We start from the raw sequence: 20,274 nt of genomic DNA on the forward strand, positions 1-20,274 counted from the left end.
GCGGACGGGAGGCGCGGGGAGGGGTGCGAAACTGGGCGTATGCCCGTGCTCGAGCCGAACCCCCAGAACGGCCAGAAGAAGATGCTCATCGTCTTCGGCTCGTTCCTCGCCATCTTCGTGATCATCGCCGTCATCGCGACGATCGCGTCTCCCTGACCACCGCGGTCGTCGTCGGTCTGCGCCGGTCAGCCGTGCCGCCGTCAGCCGTGCCGCCGTCGGGCGTGATCGCCGTCCCCGTGAGACCCACCCCGGCCATGGTGGGGTTACCCCCACCGTCCCCTAGGGGGTGCGGGTCAGGGTCAAGTGGGTGGATCACCGGATGGGCCGGGCCCCGCGGATTCCGTAGCGTCGAGATGTGCCCGCCCCCGGCGGCACACACCCCGTTCACGGCACGCTCGACGACCGCGGAGGCACCCATGTCGGCCCGTTCGCACCCCCGGCCCCACCCGGCGACCACGGGCGGCGTCCAGGCCCGGCTGCCCTGGTGGGCCCTGGCCCTGCCCACCCTCGCCTTCATCACCCTGCTCGTGCTGATCCTGAACCCGGCCCACGCGCAGGCCTCCACCGGCGGCCCCGCGCTCACCCACCTCCTCCAACACCTCCAGGCGCTCCTCGCCCGCTAGGGGGTGTCTCGTCGATCACGCCGGGCTCGCGACGCCTGGCACCGCACCTCGCCGCGTTGTCGTCGGTCCCCGATGCTCCGCATCGACTCCCTCCTCCGCCTTGCGATGCACGGCACCAGACGCCGCTCCCTGATCCGGCCTGATCAACGAGACACCCCCTGGGAATCCCCTGGGAACCCCATGGTGGGAAGCCCCGTCAACTCCCTGCGCCGCATGGCCTGTTTCATGCGAAGCTGGGACGCATGAGCGTCGCAGAACCCCGCAGGATCGTCCTCTTCCGGCATGCGAAAGCCGACTGGCCACAGGTTCCCGACCACGAGCGGCCGCTCGCCGAACGGGGCCGCAAGGACGCCGCCGAAGCCGGACGCAGGCTGGCCGACACCGGCATCCCCTTCGACCTGACCCTGTGCTCCACGTCGAACCGCACCCGCGAGACCTGGAAGCTCGCCGTCCACGAGCTCCCGCACCGGCCGAAAACGGTCTACGAGGAGCGGATCTACGAGGCCTCCCCGGGTGAGCTGATCGCCCTGCTCAACGAGACCCCGGACGACGTGCGCAGCCTGCTGCTCATTGGCCACAACCCGGGCGTCCAGGGCCTCGCCGAGATCCTGGCCGGAGCCGCCGAGGAAGAGGCCCGCGAGCGCATGAGCCGGCGCGGCTTCCCCGCCGCCGCCTTCGCCGTCCTGTCCTTCGACGCCCCCTGGAAGTCCCTGGAGCCGGGCGTGGCCACCCTGGTCGACTACTGGGCACCCGCCGACTGATCCACCGCCGCCCCGTCCACCGCACGCGCAGAGGCCCGGCACCGTCACGGTGCCGGGCCCCTGCCGATGCGCCGCCCTGGTCGAGGCCGACGGTGTCCGCGCTACTCGAGGCCGACGGTGTCCGCCGCCTCGACCTCTTCCCGGGTGATCCCGAGCAGATACAGCACCGTGTCCAGGAACGGCACGTTCACCGCCGTGTGCGCGGCCTCCCGCACCACCGGCTTGGCGTTGAAGGCCACCCCGAGACCGGCCGCGTTCAGCATGTCCAGGTCGTTGGCGCCGTCACCGATCGCCACCGTCTGCGACAGCGGTACGCCCGCCTCCGCCGCGAACCGGCGCAGCAGCCGCGCCTTGCCCGCCCGGTCCACGATCTCGCCGGTGACCCGGCCGGTCAGCTTGCCGTCGACGATCTCCAGCGTGTTGGCCTGCGCGAAGTCGAGGCCGAGGCGCTCCTTGAGGTCGTCGGTCACCTGGGTGAAGCCGCCGGAGACCACGCCGACCTGGTAGCCGAGTCGTTTCAGCGTGCGGATCAGCGTGCGCGCGCCCGGCGTCAGCCGCACCTCGCTGCGCACCTTGTCCACCACCGAGACGTCCAGCCCCTCCAGCAGCGCCACGCGCGCGTGCAGCGACTGCTCGAAGTCAAGCTCGCCGCGCATCGCGGCCGCCGTCACCTCGGCGACCTTGTCCTCGCAGCCGGCGTGCGCGGCGAAGAGCTCGATCACCTCGTCCTGGATCAGCGTGGAGTCCACGTCCATGACCACCAGCCGCTGGGCACGCCGGTGCAGCCCCGCGGCCACGACGGCGACGTCGACACCCAGTGCCGCGGCGTCCGTCACCAGCGCGGTGCGCAGCGGCTCGGTCTCCACGCCGGACACCGCGAACTCCACCGCCGTGACCGGGTACTTGGCCAGCCGGAAGATACGGTCGATGTTGCCGCCCGCCTTGGTGATCTTGGCGGCGATGGCGGCCGTGGCCTCGGCGGTCAGCGGGTGGCCCAGCACGGTGACCAGGGACCGGCCGAGCCCGCGCGGCCGGTTGTCGCCGCGGCCGGAGATGATCTCGGCCTGCATCTTGATCGACTCGGCCCAGCTGTGCACGGTGGCCCGCAGGTCGCCCTCCAGGCCCTGCGGCGGCTGCGTCACGAGCGCGCACAGCACGATCCGGCCCCGGGTGACGACCTGCTCGATGTCGACCACGTCGACGGAGTAGGCGGCGAGGGTGTCGAAGAGTCCCGCCGTGATGCCCGGCCGGTCCTTGCCGAAGATCTTGACGAGGAGGGTGGGGACGTCCGAGTACTCGGGGGTCTCGGGAGTCCCGGAGGTCGAGGTCTGCGAAGCGCTCATGGTGTTCCCACCGTATCCGGCACCGAGTGCCTCGCGCCCCCGAGGTCCGTCTGGCGGACACGGAACACTCGGCGACGCGTGGGTGACGCCGGGCCGAAACGGAGGAGAGCGTCCGGCGCCGCACGGCCCGGCGGCTTGCCTCAGCGCGGTCCCTTCGGTTTCCGGGGCGGGGGAGCGGGCGGCGGCGGAGGCGGTGGCGGCACCTCGTCCGGCCAGGAGGGCGGCCGCCTGCCCCTGCGGCCCCGCGGCGGCGGCCCCACGGGCCCGAGCGGTCCGACGACCGTGGGAGCGCCGTACACGTCGGTGTCGGGCCCCTCCGGGTCGCGGCTCGGGCGCTCCCGGTCGCGGCCCGGCCCCTCCCGGTCGCGGCCCGGCCCCTCCCGGTCGGAGCCCGGCGCATCCCCGGGCCGAGGCGCGTCCCCCGGTACCCGGAGATAGGGATTCGTGTCCGGGTTCGGCGGCCGGTACGACGCGCTCGGCCGGTACGGCCCGGACGACTCGGCCGGCGTCTCCCGTCCGGCCTGCTCGCGCGGGGCGTACGTCCCGGGCGCCTGCGGATACGTCGGCGCAGCCTGCGTCCGCGTCCACGTCCCGTCCTGTTCCCGCCCCCCGGCCTCGCCCTCCGGCGGCGGACGCCGTCCCGGGGCCTCCGCCCCCACCGCATCCCCGGCGCCCCGCCCGTCCGCCCCGCCCCACGTCACCGCGCGCCTCCCGGCCGCCCCGCTCGCGTACGCCAGCAGCCCTCCGGCGGCCCCCGCCGCCGCGCCCCAGACCGCTCCGAGCAGCAGCGCCGTACCGAGCCGTTCGTGCAGCGAGACCCCGGCGCCGAAGGCGTCGATGCCGAGGACGGACAGGGACGCGTCGGCCGACAGGCCCGCCAGCCACCCCACGAGGACCAGCGCCGGCGCGGTCACCGCCGCCAGGCCCGTCGCGCACCGCCCGGCGAAGGCGCCGGCCCCGGCGCCCCGCACCGGCGTCCGGACCCCGGTCAGCACTCCGGCCAGCAGCATCAGCAGCGCCGCCGCCACCGCGAGCAGCCACACCCGGCCGTCCAGGTCCGCCAGCCGGGCGAGGGTGACGGGCCGGTCCGTGCCGGAGCCGAGGAGGTCGTCCAGCGGATGGGGCAGGACCCGGGTCAGGACGCCGCTCGCCCGGCCGTCCCACGGCACGAACAGCCCGAGCGGCACCCCGAGCCAGACCCCGTTGGGCGCGCCGAGCAGCGCCGCGCCCACGATCCGCCGCGGATGGCCGTCGCCCACCGCCGCGTACGCCGCCGCGGCGAGCCCGGCGGCCACGGCGAGCAGCAGCGCGCCGACGAGCGCGGACGCCGCGGGCCGTACCACCCGGTGCAGGGCCGCCCAGCCGCGCGGCAGGGGAGTGCGCCGGGAGGCGAGCAGGGCGATCAGCAGCACCCCGGCCGCCCAGCAGAGCCCGCCGAGCAGCGTCGGCGCCGTCTCGACGGTGAAGCCGACCTTCGCCTTGGCGTCGATCAGGCCGCCGACCCGGTCCGGCAGCAGCCCGCCGATGTCCCCGAGATCGCCGAGCCCGGGCACCTCCAGCCCGCCCGCGCCCCCGCCCCCGCCGGAGCCGCCGGGCAGCCGCTGGAGCCCCAGCGCGCCCCCGTCGATCGTCACCACGTCGTGCCCCGCCCACGCCGTCACGCCCATGAGCCCGGTGAACAGGGCCAGCACCGTGCCGACGCGCGCGAGGAGTTCGGCCGGCGCGACGACAACTCCCGCCGCCCGCAGGGACCGCAGGAAGAACCAGGACAGCAGCAGCGCCCCGACCAGGCCGACCCCGAGTGGCGTGATCTCGATGGCGGTTCGAGCCTCGGCGCCGGTGAGGCCGAACGCGGAGACGTCGCCGGACGGGCGCACCGCACCACCCGCCCCGAGCGCCACGGCGGCCGCGGTCATCGGGCCCAACGCGCTCGCCGAGTCGGCTCCGAGGAGATGCAGCCCGAGCGCGGCCGTGCCCGCCATCCCGGCGAGCGCCCAGCTCACGGCGGCGATCGAGGACAACAGGACGTCGATCCACGGCACTTGGGCGCCGTACCCCGTGCTCCCGGCGCGCCCGGCGTCCGCGGCAGAGCTCATGGCAGACCCCCCGATCCGCACCGCGGCTCGCGCCGCGCTTGTCCCCCTCGCGGGGAATTACCACTCTCCGGCCCGTTTTCCACCCCGTCAACGGGAACGGCGCAGACGCTCATGAGCGGGCTTCACAAGGCCCGACTTTCGGTCAGAGGCCCGCTACTGAAATAGTTCCCCCCGATGTTCGACATCCCTAGACTCCCTGCGACGGGGGTAACTCGGGGGACAACTCAGTGGGGCATGGAGTGCCGGAACTCGTACTGGAAACAAACGGACGTACCTGGACGCTCGATCCATCCAGGGCATACACCCTCGGACGTGATCCGCAGGGCGACATCGTCTTCGACGACGCCAGGGTCTCCTGGCGCCACGCCACGGTCAGCTTCAACGGCCGCAGTTGGGTGATCGAGGACCACGGCAGCACCAACGGCACGTTCGTGCAGGGCCAGCGGATCCACCACGTGGAGCTGGGTCCGGGCACGTCGGTGAACCTGGGCAACGCCACCGACGGACCGCTGCTGAACCTCTCCGGCGCGGCCGCGGCCGTCGCCCAGCCTCAGCAGCCGTACGCCGCGCAGGCGGCCAACCCGGGCTGGGCCCAGCAGGCGCAGCAGCAGGCGCCGCAGCAGCAGGCCCCGCAGGCGGACTGGCAGCAGCCGGCCCCGGCGATCCCGCAGCAGCAGAACGCGGGGCACGCGCCCTACACGCCCGGTGGTGACGCGGGGGCGCCGCCGGTCTACGGCGACCGCAGCCCCACCACCTTCCACCAGTTCTCCCTCGGCCGTGTGATGCGCATCGGCCGTGCCCTGGAGAACGACCTGGTTGTCTCCGACCTGCAGGTCTCCCGCAACCACGCCGAGTTCCACTCGACGCCCGACGGGCGCATGGAGATCCGCGACCTCGGCTCGCACAACGGCACGTACGTCAACGGCCAGCCGATCCCGAAGGGCGGCTCGCAGCTGCTCGGCCCGACCGACATCGTCGGCGTCGGCCACTCGACGTTCCGGATCGTCGGCGACCGGCTGGAGGAGTTCGTCGACACCGGTGAGGTGTCCTTCTCCGCCCGCCACCTGACCGTCACGGTCGACGGGGGCAAGCAGATCCTCAAGGACGTCTCCTTCGGCGTCCCCGAGAAGTCGCTGATCGCGGTCATCGGCCCGTCCGGCTCCGGCAAGTCCACGCTGCTCAAGGCGCTGACCGGCTACCGCCCCGCCGACCAGGGCGAGGTGCTGTACGACAACCGCAACCTCTACAAGCAGTTCGCCGAGCTGCGCCAGCGCATCGGTCTGGTCCCGCAGGACGACATCCTGCACAAGGAGCTGACCGTCAAGAAGGCCCTGAAGTACGCGGCCAAGCTGCGCTTCCCGGCGGACACCACGACGGCCGAGCGCAACGCCCGGATCGACGAGGTGCTGCGCGAGCTCAAGCTCGACATCCACAAGGACAAGAAGGTCACCTCGCTCTCCGGCGGCCAGCGCAAGCGCGTCTCGGTCGCCCTGGAGCTGCTGACCAAGCCGTCGCTGATCTTCCTGGACGAGCCCACCTCGGGCCTCGACCCGGGCATGGACCGCGACGTCATGCAGCTGCTGCGCGGCCTCGCCGACGACGGCCGCACGGTCCTCGTCGTCACCCACTCGGTGGCCGAGCTGGCACTGTGTGACAAGCTCCTGGTGATGGCGCCGGGCGGTGCGGTCGCCTACTTCGGCCCGCCGGAGGAGGCGCTGAACTTCTTCGGCTACGACACCTGGGCCGACGTCTTCTCCGCCTTCGAGAACTACCGCGACTACGACTGGGCGGGTCGCTGGAAGGGCTCGCAGCACTACCAGATGTACGCCGCGGACATCGACGCCGTCGCCCCGCAGGCCGTACAGGTCCCGCCGATGCAGGCGATGAAGCCGCCGAAGCCGCAGGGCTGGATGTCGCAGTGGGTCACCCTGGTGCGCCGCTACGTCTCCGTGATCGCCTCCGACAAGGGCTTCCTCGCCCTGATGGTGATCCTGCCGGCCGTCCTCGGCGCGGTGAGCCTGCTCATCGACCACGACCGCGGTCTGCTGCCCAATCCGGTCAACCCGCAGACCGGCCGGATCATCCCGAACGGCACCGCGACCACGGTCCTGCTCATCCTCGCGGTGGGCGCGTGCTTCGCCGGCGCCGCCAACTCCGTGCGTGAGCTGATCAAGGAACGGGTGATCTACGAGCGGGAGCGCGCGACCGGCCTGTCCCGGTCGGCGTACCTGATGTCGAAGGTCTTCGTGCTCGGCCTGATCACCGTGGGCCAGGGCCTGATGGTCGGCGTGATCGGCTTCGCCAGCCGGGAGATCCCCTCAGAGGGCCTGGTCCTCGGCGGCGCCACGCTGATCGAGCTGTCCCTGCCGATCATGGCGCTCGGCTTCACCTCGATGATGTTCGGTCTGATCATCTCCTCGCTGGTGAAGACGGCCGAGAAGACGATGCCGCTGCTGGTGATGTTCGCGATCATCCAGGTGGTCTTCACCGGGTGCCTGTTCACCCTGCACGGCTCGATCGGCGTCAACGAGTTCTCGTACCTGATGCCGTCGCGCTGGGCGGTGGCCGCGGCCGGTGCCACGCTGGACTTCAACAAGATCAGCCCGCCGGAGAAGGCGGGCGAGACCGACCCGCTGTGGGACCACACGGTCGGCGCCTGGGGCCTGGACATGGTCGCGCTGATCGCGCTCGGCGTGGTCTGCGGCTTCTTCGTGGCGCGCTTCCTGCGCCGCCACGAGCCGGAGGTCATGCGCAAGTAGGACGGCCGGCGGCCCCGCGCGAGCGGTACGGCCGCACGACCCCCGAAGGGCGGCACCCCGTCAGGAGGGTGCCGCCCTTCGGCGTCTGTGATCGCGAGAACGGGTCTTCGCGGATGCGTCGCGGGTGCGAGAAGAGGTCCGCGCCGACCTCAGTACGCGCTGTTGACGTTGTCCATCGAGCCGTAGCGGTCGGCCGCGTAGTTGCAGGCGGCGGTGATGTTGGCGACCGGGTCGTAGATGTTCCACGACGTGCCGGGCACGTGGTACGCCTTGAAGGTCGGCGGGATGACCTGCAGCAGGCCCTTGGACGGGATGCCGTTGATGGCGTTGATGTCCCAGTCGTTGATCGCCATCGGGTTGCCGGAGGACTCCCGCATGACGTTGCGGTGGATGCCGGAGTAGCTGCCCGGGATGCCGTGCTTCTTCATGATGTCGAGCGACTCGCGGATCCAGCCGTCGAGGTTGTTCGGGTAGCTCTTCTTCACCACGTGCGGCTTGACGGCCGGGCGCTTGGCGGCGCGGCTCGCGGCCTCCTTGGCCTTGCGGGCGGCCGCGGCCTTCTTCGCGGCAGCGGCCTTCTTCGCGGCCTCGGCCTTGGCGACGGCGGCCTTCTTGGCGGCCTCGGCCTTCTTCTGGGCCGCGATCTGCTGCGCCTTGAGGTCGGCGCTGGCGAGCTGGTCGGTGATGCTCGCCTTGACGTCCTTGATCTGCTGCGTGCTGTAGGCGACCTGCGCGGGCGCGGCGGCCTCGCTGCTGACCGTGGTCTTGGTCTCGGCGCTGCTGGGCACCGCGGACATGGCGATCGCGGCGGCGCCGAGGACGCCGACACCGGCGATCGCGACCTTGTGGTGCTTGGTCAGCGAGCGACTATAGAGACGGGAGGAAATGTTCTTGGGCATGCGAAACGGACCTCTTCGAATAGCGCGGAGGTCGCTCACGTCCGGCGGGGGACTACGGGCACTTCCCGCACGAACGCCGCGGACGGTGAGCCCGCGGCGCTGAGCGACGAAGCAATTCTTAGCGGCCGCAAAAATCCGTGGCAAAGGTGTGACGTACGAAGCCGGGTAGTGGATCAGGTAATGGCAAAACGGGACAGACTGGACTGTCTGTCCCGTTCAGTGGGGGAGGTTGTCCTCCTAATCCCCTTCGTACGTGATGTGGGCCCTATGCGCGGGCTCACATCACGCCCCCAGCCTTCTCACCGGCGGTTGCGAGAGCAATGCGCTCCGTGAGGGGCCTCCTCCGGCAGGATGAGATGCACGTCCCCGAACTCGTGCCACAGATACAGCCCGCGCAGCGCCTCCTCGTACGCGCGGGCCACCGCCGCCCGCCCGGCGACGGCCTCCAGCATCAGCAGATGCGAGGCCGCGGGCTCGTGCAGACCGGTCAGCAGCCCGTCCACCACCCGCACCCCGCGCCCGGGCGTCACCACCAGATCCGTCCACCCGGCACGCGCGCGGACGACCCCGTCGGCGCCCACCGCCGACTCCACCGCCCGCACCGCGGTCGTCCCCACCGCGATCACCCGCCCGTCGCCCGCCCGGACGGCGTTGATCACCCGCGCCGACGCCTCCGGCACCGCGAAGCGCTCCGGATACGGCGGCTCGTGCGCCTCCGGCGACGCCACACCCGTGTGCAGCGTCACGGGCGCGAACTGCACCCCCCGGCTCACCAGCTCCGCCACCAGCCGCGCCGTGAAGGGACGCGCCGCGCTCGGCATCTCCGCGCTGCCCGCCCCGTCCGGGCCGGGCAGCGCGAACACCGTCTGATAGGCGGACAGCGGCTGGTCCCGCTCCGTGTACGCGTACCGGATCGGCCGCCCGTGCCGGCGCATCAGCGCCAGGACGTCCCCGCCGGCCGGCCGCGCCCACCACAGCCGGGTGCCGCGCTCGCTCACCGGCTCCTCCAGGACGAGCCGGACACCGCCGGGACACTCCACCTCTTCCGCGGGCATGCCCGCACGCGCGCGTAGGGGCACGCCCGCGGAAGAGGGGCGCGCCCACGCGCGGGTGGTGCCCCGGCCGTCCGGCTCGCGCAGCTCCACCGCCCAGCGCCCGTCCTCCCCGCGCGTGGAGAAGTGCACCACCACGCGCGCGTGCCCCACCCGCCCGTCCACCGCGGCGGCCAGCGTCGCGGAGGTGTTCACCACCAGCAGGTCCCCCGCCCGCAGCAGCCGCGGCAGCTCCACGAACGCGTGATGCGACACAGCCGTCCCCCGCGACACCAGCAGCCGCACCGCGTCCCGGTCCAGCCCCGGCCCCCGCTGCTCCACCGGCACGCGCGCGGACAGCTCCTCGGGGACCCGCAGCGCCAGCGTCACCGCTCCTCCCGCAGCTGCGCCGCGGTGTACCGCCCGCTCGGCCGGCGCTCGTCTAGCAGCCGCAGCAACAGCGGCGCGATCTCGTCCGGCGCGGGGGTGCCCGTCAGGTCCTCACCGGGCTCGGCCGCCGCCAGCATGCCGGTCCGCATCCCGCCCGGGTCGGCCCACCACACCCGCAGCTCCGGCTCCTCCACGGCCAGCACCGCCGACAGCAGGTCAAGGGCCGCCTTCGTCGCGCCGTACCCGCCCCAGGTGCGGTACGCCTCCGCGGCCGCGTCCGAGCTCACATTCAGTACGGCACCGTCCTCGGCCCGGCGCAGCAGCGGCAGCGCCTCCTGCACCAGCGCCAGCGGCGCCACCACGTTCGTCTCCAGCGCCGCCCGGAAGCCGTCCAGCGGATGCCGCGCCAACGGGACCAGCGGCTCCACGCCGAGGATCCCCGCGTTGTTCACCAGCAGATCGGCACCGCCCAGCTTCCGGGCCGCCGCCACCAGCTCCGCACGGTGCCGCGCGTCCGTGACGTCCCCCGGCACTGCCTGCACCCGCACGTCGTACGCCGTGAGCGCCACCGCCGTCTCCTCCAGCGGCCCGGCACCCCGGGCGTCCAGCACCAGATCCCAGCCGCGTTCCGCCAGCGCCCCGGCCAGCGCCCGTCCCAGCCCCCGCGAAGCCCCCGTGATGATCGCAACCGGCATGACAACCGTCCCCTCGTCGCTCGGCCGCCGCCATCCGGCGGTCGACCTCACCGTAGGAACGCCGGCCCCGCCACCGCCTCGGACGCGGGCAGCACCGCGGCGGGGCCCTTCGTCCTAGGACCGCCGGCCCCGGCCCCCGGGCGACCCCCCGCAGGTGCCGGCGGGGCCCTTCGACCTAGGCCCGGCGCCCTAGGCGGGCGCCCGCCACCGGACGGATCCGCGGTGTCCGACCCCGCCGGTACCGTGAGGTCATGAGTCACGGTCCCCGGTCCGGCCTCGCCGCGGTGAGCTCCGCGCTGCTGGCCATGAGCAGGCATCTCGAGGTGCGCGACGTCCTGAAGACGATCGTCGCCTCGGCCCGCGAACTGCTCGACGCCGAGTACGCCGCCCTCGGCGTCCCCGACGACCACGGCGGCTTCGCCCAGTTCGTCGTCGACGGCGTCAGCGAGGAGCAGTGGAAGGCCATCGGGCCCCTGCCGCGCCAGCACGGCATCCTCGCGTCGATGCTCCAGGAGGCCCGGCCCGAGCGCCTCGCCGACGTGCGCAAGGACCCCCGCTTCGGCGGCTGGCCCTCCGCCCACCCCGACCTCGCCGACTTCCTGGGCCTGCCCATCCGCGACGGCGACGAGGTCATCGGCGCGCTCTTCCTCGCCAACAAGCTGCACCCTGCGGATGGACACCCCGCACACTCCCCGGGCCGGCGCACGGAGGGCAGGTGCGGCTTCACCGAGGACGACGAGGAACTCCTCGCCATCCTCGCCCAGCACGCGGCGATCGCCCTGACCAACGCCCGCCTCTACGAGCGCAGCCGCGAGCTGACCATCGCCGAGGAGCGCTCCCGCCTCGCCCACGAACTGCACGACGCGGTCAGCCAGAAACTGTTCTCGCTGCGCCTGACCGCGCAGGCCGCCGCCCGCCTGGTCGACCGTGACCCGGCCCGCGCCAAGGGCGAACTGCAGCAGGTCGCCGCGCTCGCCGCCGAGGCCGCCGACGAACTGCGCGCCGCCGTCGTCGAGTTGCGCCCCGCCGCGCTCGACGAGGACGGCCTCGTGGCCACCCTGCGCACCCAGATCCAGGTCCTCGACCGCGCCCACACCGCGCGCGTGACCTTCACCGCACACGGCATCCGCGCGCTGCCCGCCACGCAGGAGGAGGCGCTGCTGCGCGTCGCCCAGGAGGCCCTGCACAACGCCTTGCGGCACTCCGCCGCCGAGCACGTCGACGTCAGCCTGGACCGCCGCGGCTGCGGCGCCGTCCTGAGCGTCACCGACGACGGCAAGGGCTTCGACCCGAAGGCGATACGGCGCGCGGGGCGCCACCTCGGCCTGGTCTCGATGCGGGACCGGGCGAGCGGGGTCGGCGGCCGGCTCACCGTGGAATCGGCGCCCGGCAAGGGCACCACGATCGAGATGGAGGTCCCCGGTGGCTGACGCAATCAGGGTGCTGCTCGTCGACGACCACCAGGTCGTCCGCCGGGGCCTGCGCACCTTCCTGGAGGTGCAGGACGACATCGAGGTGGTCGGGGAGGCCGCCGACGGCGCCGAAGGAGTCGCCCGCGCCGAGGAGTTGAAGCCGGACGTCGTCCTCATGGACGTCAAGATGCCCGGCATGGACGGCGTGGAGGCGCTGCGCAGGCTGCGCGAACTCGCCAACCCCGCGCGCGTGCTCGTCGTCACCAGCTTCACCGAACAGCGCACGGTCGTCCCGGCCCTGCGCGCCGGAGCCGCCGGGTACGTCTACAAGGACGTGGACCCCGACGCGCTCGCCGGGGCCATCCGCTCCGTGCACGCCGGGCACGTGCTGCTCCAGCCGGAGGTGGCCACCGCGCTGCTGTCCCAGGAGGAGTCCAACTCCGGTCAGGGCAGGGGAGGTTCCCTCACCGAACGCGAACGCGAGGTACTGGGCCTGATCGCGGACGGCCGCTCCAACCGGGAGATCGCCCGCGCGCTGGTGCTGTCGGAGAAGACGGTGAAGACCCACGTCTCGAACATCCTGATGAAGCTCGACCTGGCGGACCGCACGCAGGCGGCGCTGTGGGCCGTACGTCACGGTCTGTCCGGATGATCGACAACTCGGAAAGTTCCCCTCCGGGCTGAGATTCATACCGTCGTGGGAATGTCCCCCGGATGGCGTATCCCGTGGGGGAGCTCCGCCGTTCTCCAGTGCGTGCCGCGGCGACTGCCGCGGCGATCGCTAGGAGGGCTTGAGAAGTGAAGAACCTGAAGAAGGCAGCGGCCGTGACGATGGTGGCCGGCGGGCTGATCGCCGCCGGCGCGGGCATGGCCTCCGCCACCGAGGGCGCGCACGCCGAGGGCACGGCCGTGGGCTCGCCGGGCGTCGTCTCGGGCAACGTCATCCAGGCTCCGGTGCACGTACCGGTGAACGTGGTCGGCAACAGCGTCAACGTCATCGGCGCCCTGAACCCGGCCTTCGGCAACCTCGGCCTCAACCACTGAGGACCCCCGGCCCCGGCCGACCTCCCACCCCCACCCGGGAGGCCGGCCCGCCACCACCCCGGACGACGGGCGATCGCCGCTCCACCTCACCCTGGGCGACGCCCGTCCGCTCCACCCGCGAGCGGGCCTCCGCCCGCTCCACCCGCGGGCAGTCGTGCCGCAGGGCGGCACGGGTGGGCGCGGCCGGCACCCCGCAGCGCCGGGCCGCGCACCCCACCTCCCCAGCGAAGACGCCGGTCACCAGCAATCAAGGGCTGGCCGAAGCCACGCGCCCTGGCGAAGACGCCGGTCACTGGCAATCAAGGGCTCGCCGAAGCCAAGCTCCCCGGCGAAGACGTCGCTCACCGGCAACGGGCGCTCACCGCACGCCCCTCTCCCGCTCTTCCACATACGCGTTGTACGCCGCCACCTGCGCCCGCCGAGCCACCCGCTCCACCGGCCGCAAGGCCTCCGCCCGCGCGGCCATCTCCCCGGCGCTCACCGCACCCCCGTGCCCCTGCGACGAGGCCAGCGACACCAGGAGCCCCACCCGCTGCGCCAGCTCCAGCACCCGCACCGCCCGCGGCGGATACCCCGGCGCCAGTACCTCCCGTCCCCGCTCCGCCCGCGCCCGGTACGCGTCGATCGCCGCCTCCGCGACCGGCCCGGACCCCGCGACGTCCAGCCGCGTCAACGCGGCCGTCGCGTCCCGCAGCGCCTCCGCCAGCTCCCGCTCGGCCTCCCCGAGCGACGGCACGTCCGCCGGCGGAGCCTCCCGCACCGGCAGGCAGTGCCACACCACCTCGACATGCACATCACCGTCCGGCCCGGCCTCGTACACCTCCGGCACCAGCCCCAGCCCGCCCCCGTGGCAGATCACCGCCTCCTCGGCCTCCAGCGCCCGCTGGTTGAACTCCGGCGGCCCGCTCAGCCCCAGCGGATGCCCCGGCGCCGGCAGCGCCACCCGCAGCCCGGTCACCCCCAGCGCCCGCAGCCGCCCCAGCCCGAGCGTCAGCCCGACCGGAGCGGACTCGCCCGGCAACCCCTCCACCCGGTGCACCGCGTCCTCACCCACGACGGCGAGGACGGCGTCATCCGGAGAGACAAGTCCGGCAAGAAGGGCATTTCCCCAAGCGGCCAGGCGGCCGGCACGCGGTTCCGTGAGCATGCCCCCACCCTAAGGACCGGACCGATGGAACGGCTCGCCCGATCGGTGGCGTAGATTCGTTCAGGGCTGCGCCCACCGGCGCGGCGAACAGAGCCACAGGCGTACGCGACAGCCGAGACCGGCCACACTGCAAGGGGAGACAACGCGCTCATGAGCGATGTTCTGGAGCTTCAGGACGTATCCGTGGTCCGCGAGGGCCGGGCTCTGGTGGACCAGGTCTCCTGGTCGGTCAAGGAGGGCGAGCGCTGGGTCATCCTCGGCCCGAACGGCGCCGGCAAGACCACCCTCCTGAACGTCGCCTCCAGCTACCTCTACCCCAGCAAGGGCACCGCCACCATCCTCGGCGAGACCCTCGGCAAGCCCGGCACGGACGTCTTCGAGCTGCGCCCGCGCATCGGCGTGGCCGGCATCGCCATGGCCGAGAAGCTCCCCAAGCGCCAGACCGTCCTGGAGACCGTCCTCACCGCCGCCTACGGCATGACGGCCACCTGGCAGGAGGACTACGAGGACGTCGACGAGCAGCGCGCCCGCGCCTTCCTCGACCGCCTCGGCATGAGCGACTACCTGGAGCGCAAGTTCGGCACCCTCTCCGAGGGCGAGCGCAAGCGCACCCTGATCGCCCGCGCCCTGATGACCGACCCCGAGCTGCTGCTCCTCGACGAGCCCGCCGCCGGCCTCGACCTCGGCGGCCGCGAGGATCTGGTCCGCCGTCTCGGCCGCCTGGCCCGCGACCCCATCGCCCCCTCGATGATCATGGTCACCCACCACGTCGAGGAGATCCCGCCGGGCTTCACCCACGTCCTCATGATCCGTCAGGGCAAGGTGCTCACCGCCGGCCCGCTGGAGCTCGAACTCACCTCCCGCAACCTCTCCCTGTGCTTCGGCCTCCCCCTCGTCGTCGAGCAGATGGGCGACCGCTGGACCGCGCAGGGCCTGCCCCTGTCCTGACCCCGTGCGCCCCGCGGCGCCCTGTCCGCGACCGGACCCGCGGCCCTACGATTGCCCTGTGAACGACATCGACGCATGGGTGTGGTGGCTCGTCGGTGCGGCAGCGCTCGGAATCCCGCTCGTGGTCACCGCGATGCCGGAGTTCGGGATGCTCGCCGTGGGCGCCGTCGCCGCGGCGGCCGTCGCGGGCTTCGGCCTGGGCGTCGTCGCACAGGTGCTCGTCTTCCTCGCCGTCTCGGTCGCCCTCATCGCGGTCGTACGGCCCATCGCCGCCCGGCACAGCCGCCAGCGCCCCCAACTCGCCACCGGCGTCGACGCCCTGAAGGGCAGACAGGCCGTCGTCCTCGAACGCGTCGACGCCTCCGGCGGCCGTATCAAGCTGGCCGGCGAGGTGTGGTCGGCCCGCGCCCTCGACACCGGCCGCGCCTACGAAGTCGGCCAGGAAGTGGACGTCGTGGACATCGAGGGGGCCACCGCGATCGTCATGTGACCTCGTACGACGCGACGGAGCGGACGGCCGCGCACGGACTCGACCGAACACCCCACGAGGCCTCCGACGGTCTGTCAGACTCGACCAGCAAGATCTTCAACAGCCATAAGATCTTCCGAAAGCGCCGAGGCGGAGAAGGGTACGGGCAGCGACGATGGAACCGGTCATCATCGTCTTGATCATTCTGGTGGTGTTGGTCTTCATCGCCCTGATCAAGACCATCCAAGTCATCCCGCAGGCCAGCGCCGCCATCGTGGAGCGCTTCGGCCGCTACACGCGCACGCTGAACGCGGGCCTCAACATCGTCGTCCCGTTCATAGACACCATCCGCAACCGCATCGACCTGCGCGAGCAGGTCGTCCCCTTCCCGCCGCAGCCGGTGATCACCCAGGACAACCTGGTCGTCAACATCGACACGGTCATCTACTACCAGGTCACCGACGCCCGCGCCGCCACCTACGAGGTCGCCAGCTACATCCAGGCCATCGAGCAGCTCACCGTCACCACGCTGCGCAACATCATCGGCGGCATGGACCTGGAGCGCACCCTCACCTCCCGCGAGGAGATCAACGCGGCGCTGCGCGGCGTCCTCGACGAGGCCACCGGCAAGTGGGGCATCCGCGTCAACCGCGTCGAACTGAAGGCCATCGAACCGCCCACCTCCATCCAGGACTCGATGGAGAAGCAGATGCGCGCCGACCGGGACAAGCGCGCCGCGATCCTCCAGGCCGAAGGTGTCCGGCAGTCCGAGATCCTGCGCGCCGAGGGCGAGAAGCAGTCCCAGATCCTGCGCGCCGAAGGTGAGGCCAAGGCCGCCGCGCTGCGCGCCGAGGGCGAGGCCCAGGCCGTCCGCACGGTCTTCGAGGCCATCCACGCCGGCGACCCCGACCAGAAGCTGCTGTCCTACCAGTACCTGCAGATGCTCCCGAAGATCGCCGAGGGCGACGCCAACAAGCTCTGGATCGTCCCCAGCGAGATCGGCGACGCCCTCAAGGGCCTCTCGGGTGCGATGGGCAACTTCGGCGGCATGGGCGGCGGTTCGGGCGGCAACGGCGCGAACCACAACGGCGGCGGCACGGAACGCCGGGAGAAGCCGTCGATCGACTGACGGCACGATAAAACGCAACGTTCCCCGCACCCCCCTGAAGGGGCGCGGGGAACTGCGCGACAAGCCACCACGAACCCGCGGCCGCCACCGCACATCAAGCCCGGCGACGAGTCAGGCCGCGTCCCGAGCGAGCCACTCCGGCAGCGCGGCAAGGTCATCCGCCCCCAGTGCCAGCAGCATCGCATCCGCCGGCGTCGGCTCGAACGGCTCCCGCAGCAACCGCATCCCCGCCTCCTCCGGCGTCCGGTCCGCCTTGCGGTGGTTGTCCTCCGCGCACGCGGCCACCGTGTTCAGCCACGAGTCCTGCCCGCCACGGGACCGCGGCACCACGTGGTCCACCGTCGTCGCCCTGCGCCCGCAGTACCCGCACCGGTGCCGGTCCCGGACCAGCACACCCCGCCTCGACCACGGTGCTTGTCTTCGGAACGGCACCCGTACGTACCGGCACAACCGGATCACCCGGGGCGCGGGTATGTCCACGTCGGCGCCGCGCATCCGCAGCTCGGGGTGGGCCTGCTCGACGACCGCCTTGTCCTGCAGCACCAGAACCACGGCTCGGTTCAGCGTCACCGTCGACAGCGGTTCGAAGCTGGCGTTCAGAACGAGCGTGTCACGCATCAAGCCCACCTCCCGTGTGCACCGGCCCACCCCCCGGCGGGCTTGGATCAACTCTGGACGGGCGCGCCGAGATGGACAACGCAATAAAAAATGCCCGCCTCCGATCACTTCCAAGACCAGAGGCGGGCAAACCTTCCGTGAACGTCAGGCTTCCGCGGGCTCCTCGTACTCACCGATCAGCTGCGCACGGGCGATCGTGTGGAACCGCAGGTTGAACCCGACGACGGCGGGGGAGGCGTCGGAGTCCGGACCGAGCTTCTCCTGGTCCACGGCGTACACCGTGAACACGTACCGGTGCGGACCGTCTCCGGGCGGCGGCGCGGCACCGCCGAAGTCCTTCGAGCCGTAGTCGTTGCGCACCTGGACCGCACCCTCGGGCAGCCCCTCGAACTTCCCGCTGCCCGCACCCGCCGGCAGCTCGGTGACCGAGGCCGGGATGTCGAACACGGACCAGTGCCAGAAGCCGCTGCCCGTAGGGGCGTCCGGGTCGTAGCAGGTCACGGCGAAGCTCTTGGTCTCCGGCGGGAAGCCCTCCCACCGCAGCTGCGGCGAGGTGTTGCCCTTCGCGTAGACCTGAGCGTCCTTGAGGGTGGCACCCTCCTGCACGTCCTCACTCGTGACCGTGAACGACGGCACGGGCGGATGGAAGTCGTGGGGGAGCGGCCGCCTCTTGTGCTCGGTCACCTCGGTACCTCCTGATCACTTGCGTTCAGTGGATCCGAGCCTAGAACCAGTTCCGCTTGGAGCCGACCTCGGACAGCCACTGGTTGAGGTATGCCGCCCAGTCGGTCCCCTGCCAGTCGTTCAGACCGACCTGGAAGGAGCGGTAGGTGTCGCTGCCCTCGCTGAACAGACCCGGCTTCTTGTCCATCTCCAGCACCACGTCCATGCCGTGCCCGTCGGCGACGAAGCTCAGCTCCACCTGGTTCAGACCGCGGTACTGCGACGGCGGGTAGAACTCGATCTCCTGGTAGAACGGCAGCTGCTGCCGCGTACCCCGGATGTGGCCGCGCTCCATGTCCGCGCTCTTGAAGCGGAAGCCCAGCTGGATGAACGCGTCCAGGATCGCCTTCTGCGCCGGCAGCGGATGCACGTTGATCGGGTCCAGGTCACCGGAGTCCACGGCCCGCGCGATCGCCAGCTCGGTGGTCACCCCGATGTGCATCCCGCGCAGCGCCTGCCCGTCGATCATGGTGACCGGCGTCTCCCACGGGATCTCGATCCCGAACGGCACCGCGTGCACCGCACCGGCCTGGAGCTCGAAGGCCCCGCCGAGCCGCACCTTGGTGAACTCGATGTCCTGCTTGTACTCCTGGTCGCCGCTCTCCACCTCGACCTTGGCCTGCAGCCCCACCGACAGACCCTCGATGTCCTGGTTGACGGACCCGCCCTGGATCCGCACCTCACCCTGGACCACGCCACCCGGCACCACGTTCACCTCGGTCAGCACGGTCTCGACCGAGGCCCCGCCGGCCCCCAGGCTCGCGAGCAGCTTCTTGAACGCCATGACTCTCCCTTACGACGGCATCCCTGATACGAGGACATCTGATCGGTAGAAACGCGATCCGGCCGGGGCCGGTTCCGCGCCCTCACCCTTGCAAGCCGCACGCCCCCTGACCACCCCACCGCACGGACGGACTCCAGTACGCTCGGAGGGCATGATCGCGAGCCCCGACCGTACGCCCCTGCCCCGCGCCTTCTTCGACCGGCCCGTCCTCGAGGTCGCGCCCGATCTGCTCGGCCGCATCCTCGTCCGCTCCACCCCGGACGGACCGATCGCCGTGCGCCTGACAGAGGTCGAGGCCTACGACGGCCCGAACGACCCCGGCTCCCACGCCTACCGCGGTCAGACCGCACGCAACAGCGTGATGTTCGGAGAGCCCGGTCATGTGTACGTCTACTTCACCTACGGCATGTGGCACTGCATGAACCTGGTCTGCGGTCCCGTGGGACGCGCCAGCGCGGTCCTGCTCCGCGCCGGCGAGATCGTCGAGGGCGCCGAACTGGCCCGCACCCGTCGCCTCTCGGCGAAGAACGACAAGGAGCTGGCGAAGGGTCCCGCCCGTCTCGCCACCGCTCTGGACGTAGGCCGGGCCCTCGACGGCACGGACGCCTGCGCCGACGGGGAGACCCCGCTCCGCATGCTCACGGGCACCCCCGTCCCCTCCGACCAGGTACGCAACGGTCCCCGCACCGGTGTGGCCGGCGAGGGCGGCGACGGCGATGCCCACCCGTGGCGCTACTGGATCGCCAACGACCCGACGGTGAGCCCGTATCGCGCCCACGTGCCCAGGCGGCGCCGCGGTTGACGCAGCCCGCGAAGGTGCGTAATGTGGCCCGAGCCGCTGAACCGGGTACGGCGATCGCCTGCAGCCGGAGCGGCCAACCCACTACCTAGCTACAGCCCCTCAGCGGGGTCGCTTCTGGTGCGTCCGCGTACCGGAATTCGAACTCTCGAGACTCGATTATGAGTCGCCGAGAGAATGAGCTAACGTAGTGAATGTCGAAAGGGCGGACGGCGAAAGCCGAAAACCCCGAGACAAATCCCGCCGACCGGGAATCGGACGCCGAAAGGATCTGATAGAGTCGGAAACGCAAGACCGAAGGGAAGCGCCCGGAGGAAAGCCCGAGAGGGTGAGTACAAAGGAAGCGACCGTTCCTTGAGAACTCAACAGCGTGCCAAAAGTCAACGCCAGATATGTTGATACCCCGTCTCCGGCATTGACTGGGGCGAGGTTCCTTTGAAAAAACACAGCGAGGACGCTGTGAACGGTCGGGCTTATTCCGCTCGACTGTTCCGCTCTCGTGATGTGTCACCGGATTACCGGTAAACATTCACGGAGAGTTTGATCCTGGCTCAGGACGAACGCTGGCGGCGTGCTTAACACATGCAAGTCGAACGATGAACCA

20 protein-coding genes and 1 rRNA gene are annotated in these 20,274 nt (G+C 71.7%); 12 read left to right on the forward strand and 9 right to left on the reverse strand.

Annotated elements, in window-relative coordinates:
- The first annotated feature begins 39 nt into the window (after positions 1-39).
- From ACF1AL_RS12240 to ACF1AL_RS12250, 3 genes are all read left to right on the forward strand, one after another.
- Positions 40-156: an SGM_5486 family transporter-associated protein gene (locus tag ACF1AL_RS12240; protein WP_361637635.1), complete on the forward strand. Its 117-nt coding sequence runs from the start codon at positions 40-42 to the stop codon at positions 154-156.
- Positions 157-416: 260 nt separating this feature from the next.
- A complete protein-coding gene (locus ACF1AL_RS12245; protein ID WP_366840545.1) occupies positions 417-623 on the forward strand; it encodes a hypothetical protein in 207 nt (68 codons plus the stop codon).
- 242 nt (positions 624-865) lie between these two features.
- Entirely contained in the window at positions 866-1,384 is a 519-nt protein-coding gene (locus ACF1AL_RS12250; protein WP_366840546.1) for a histidine phosphatase family protein, read from the forward strand.
- A 101-nt stretch (positions 1,385-1,485) separates the two neighbouring features.
- Here the strand turns inward: ACF1AL_RS12250 and serB are convergent, their stop codons facing one another.
- Together serB and ACF1AL_RS12260 are read right to left on the reverse strand one after the other, a co-directional pair.
- Positions 1,486-2,727 carry a phosphoserine phosphatase SerB gene (gene serB / locus ACF1AL_RS12255; protein ID WP_391660475.1) on the reverse strand — a complete coding sequence of 414 codons (1,242 nt, stop codon included), beginning with the start codon at positions 2,725-2,727 and terminating at the stop codon, positions 1,486-1,488.
- A 140-nt stretch (positions 2,728-2,867) separates the two neighbouring features.
- On the reverse strand, positions 2,868-4,823 hold the full coding sequence (locus ACF1AL_RS12260; protein WP_391825886.1) for a streptophobe family protein: 1,956 nt from the start codon (positions 4,821-4,823) through the stop codon (positions 2,868-2,870).
- Between the two features lie 239 nt (positions 4,824-5,062).
- On the opposite strand from ACF1AL_RS12260, the gene ACF1AL_RS12265 reads away from it, so the two are divergent.
- Positions 5,063-7,582, forward strand: coding sequence for an FHA domain-containing protein (locus ACF1AL_RS12265; RefSeq protein WP_391778669.1), 2,520 nt, complete (start codon positions 5,063-5,065; stop codon positions 7,580-7,582).
- 149 nt (positions 7,583-7,731) lie between these two features.
- Here the strand turns inward: ACF1AL_RS12265 and ACF1AL_RS12270 are convergent, their stop codons facing one another.
- The 3 genes from ACF1AL_RS12270 to ACF1AL_RS12280 form a co-directional block, all read right to left on the reverse strand.
- Positions 7,732-8,481: a transglycosylase SLT domain-containing protein gene (locus ACF1AL_RS12270; RefSeq protein ID WP_391778668.1), complete on the reverse strand. Its 750-nt coding sequence runs from the start codon at positions 8,479-8,481 to the stop codon at positions 7,732-7,734.
- A gap of 299 nt (positions 8,482-8,780) precedes the next feature.
- Positions 8,781-9,902, reverse strand: coding sequence for an S-adenosylmethionine:tRNA ribosyltransferase-isomerase (locus tag ACF1AL_RS12275; RefSeq protein WP_391825887.1), 1,122 nt, complete (start codon positions 9,900-9,902; stop codon positions 8,781-8,783).
- The gene (locus ACF1AL_RS12280) at positions 9,899-10,597 is read right to left on the reverse strand and encodes an SDR family NAD(P)-dependent oxidoreductase (RefSeq protein WP_391825888.1); all 699 of its coding nucleotides are present in this window, start codon (positions 10,595-10,597) and stop codon (positions 9,899-9,901) included. The genes ACF1AL_RS12275 and ACF1AL_RS12280 overlap by 4 nt, the downstream gene beginning before the upstream one ends.
- 251 nt (positions 10,598-10,848) lie before the next feature.
- On the opposite strand from ACF1AL_RS12280, the gene ACF1AL_RS12285 reads away from it, so the two are divergent.
- The 3 genes from ACF1AL_RS12285 (at position 10,849) to chpE (ending at position 13,053) form a co-directional block, all read left to right on the forward strand.
- Positions 10,849-12,027 (forward strand): GAF domain-containing sensor histidine kinase, encoded by a 1,179-nt coding sequence (locus ACF1AL_RS12285; RefSeq protein ID WP_391825889.1) that lies wholly within the window; start codon positions 10,849-10,851, stop codon positions 12,025-12,027.
- Positions 12,020-12,661: a response regulator transcription factor gene (locus ACF1AL_RS12290; protein WP_366842193.1), complete on the forward strand. Its 642-nt coding sequence runs from the start codon at positions 12,020-12,022 to the stop codon at positions 12,659-12,661. Before ACF1AL_RS12285 ends, ACF1AL_RS12290 begins: the two co-directional genes overlap by 8 nt.
- A gap of 146 nt (positions 12,662-12,807) precedes the next feature.
- Complete coding sequence (chpE, locus tag ACF1AL_RS12295) at positions 12,808-13,053, forward strand: chaplin ChpE (protein ID WP_391778665.1); 246 nt, start codon at positions 12,808-12,810, stop codon at positions 13,051-13,053.
- A 358-nt stretch (positions 13,054-13,411) separates the two neighbouring features.
- Here the strand turns inward: chpE and ACF1AL_RS12300 are convergent, their stop codons facing one another.
- The gene (locus tag ACF1AL_RS12300; protein WP_366842194.1) at positions 13,412-14,200 is read right to left on the reverse strand and encodes a hypothetical protein; all 789 of its coding nucleotides are present in this window, start codon (positions 14,198-14,200) and stop codon (positions 13,412-13,414) included.
- Between the two features lie 150 nt (positions 14,201-14,350).
- Here ACF1AL_RS12300 and ACF1AL_RS12305 point away from each other — a divergent pair, with 150 nt between their 5' ends.
- The 3 genes from ACF1AL_RS12305 to ACF1AL_RS12315 all read left to right on the forward strand — a co-directional run bounded on the left by ACF1AL_RS12305 (position 14,351) and on the right by ACF1AL_RS12315 (position 16,746).
- Positions 14,351-15,148 carry an ABC transporter ATP-binding protein gene (locus ACF1AL_RS12305; RefSeq protein WP_384214966.1) on the forward strand — a complete coding sequence of 266 codons (798 nt, stop codon included), beginning with the start codon at positions 14,351-14,353 and terminating at the stop codon, positions 15,146-15,148.
- A gap of 58 nt (positions 15,149-15,206) precedes the next feature.
- Entirely contained in the window at positions 15,207-15,638 is a 432-nt protein-coding gene (locus ACF1AL_RS12310) for an NfeD family protein (RefSeq protein ID WP_366842196.1), read from the forward strand.
- A gap of 154 nt (positions 15,639-15,792) precedes the next feature.
- The gene (locus ACF1AL_RS12315) at positions 15,793-16,746 is read left to right on the forward strand and encodes an SPFH domain-containing protein (RefSeq protein ID WP_366842197.1); all 954 of its coding nucleotides are present in this window, start codon (positions 15,793-15,795) and stop codon (positions 16,744-16,746) included.
- A 111-nt stretch (positions 16,747-16,857) separates the two neighbouring features.
- Here ACF1AL_RS12315 and ACF1AL_RS12320 read toward each other — a convergent pair whose 3' ends face one another.
- From ACF1AL_RS12320 to ACF1AL_RS12330, 3 genes are all read right to left on the reverse strand, one after another.
- Positions 16,858-17,364 carry an HNH endonuclease gene (locus ACF1AL_RS12320; protein WP_366842198.1) on the reverse strand — a complete coding sequence of 169 codons (507 nt, stop codon included), beginning with the start codon at positions 17,362-17,364 and terminating at the stop codon, positions 16,858-16,860.
- A gap of 144 nt (positions 17,365-17,508) precedes the next feature.
- A complete protein-coding gene (locus ACF1AL_RS12325; RefSeq protein ID WP_386419966.1) occupies positions 17,509-18,048 on the reverse strand; it encodes a YbhB/YbcL family Raf kinase inhibitor-like protein in 540 nt (179 codons plus the stop codon).
- 40 nt (positions 18,049-18,088) lie between these two features.
- Entirely contained in the window at positions 18,089-18,871 is a 783-nt protein-coding gene (locus tag ACF1AL_RS12330; protein WP_366842200.1) for a sporulation protein, read from the reverse strand.
- A 151-nt stretch (positions 18,872-19,022) separates the two neighbouring features.
- Between ACF1AL_RS12330 and ACF1AL_RS12335 the strand changes: the two genes are divergently transcribed.
- Together ACF1AL_RS12335 and ACF1AL_RS12340 are read left to right on the forward strand one after the other, a co-directional pair.
- Entirely contained in the window at positions 19,023-19,673 is a 651-nt protein-coding gene (locus ACF1AL_RS12335) for a DNA-3-methyladenine glycosylase (RefSeq protein WP_391825890.1), read from the forward strand.
- 525 nt (positions 19,674-20,198) lie between these two features.
- Positions 20,199-20,274, forward strand: a 16S ribosomal RNA gene (locus ACF1AL_RS12340); the annotation flags it as partial.

This window comes from Streptomyces sp. NPDC014801, from assembly GCF_043082085.1.
In the GTDB taxonomy this organism is placed as follows: Bacteria; Actinomycetota; Actinomycetes; order Streptomycetales; family Streptomycetaceae; genus Streptomyces.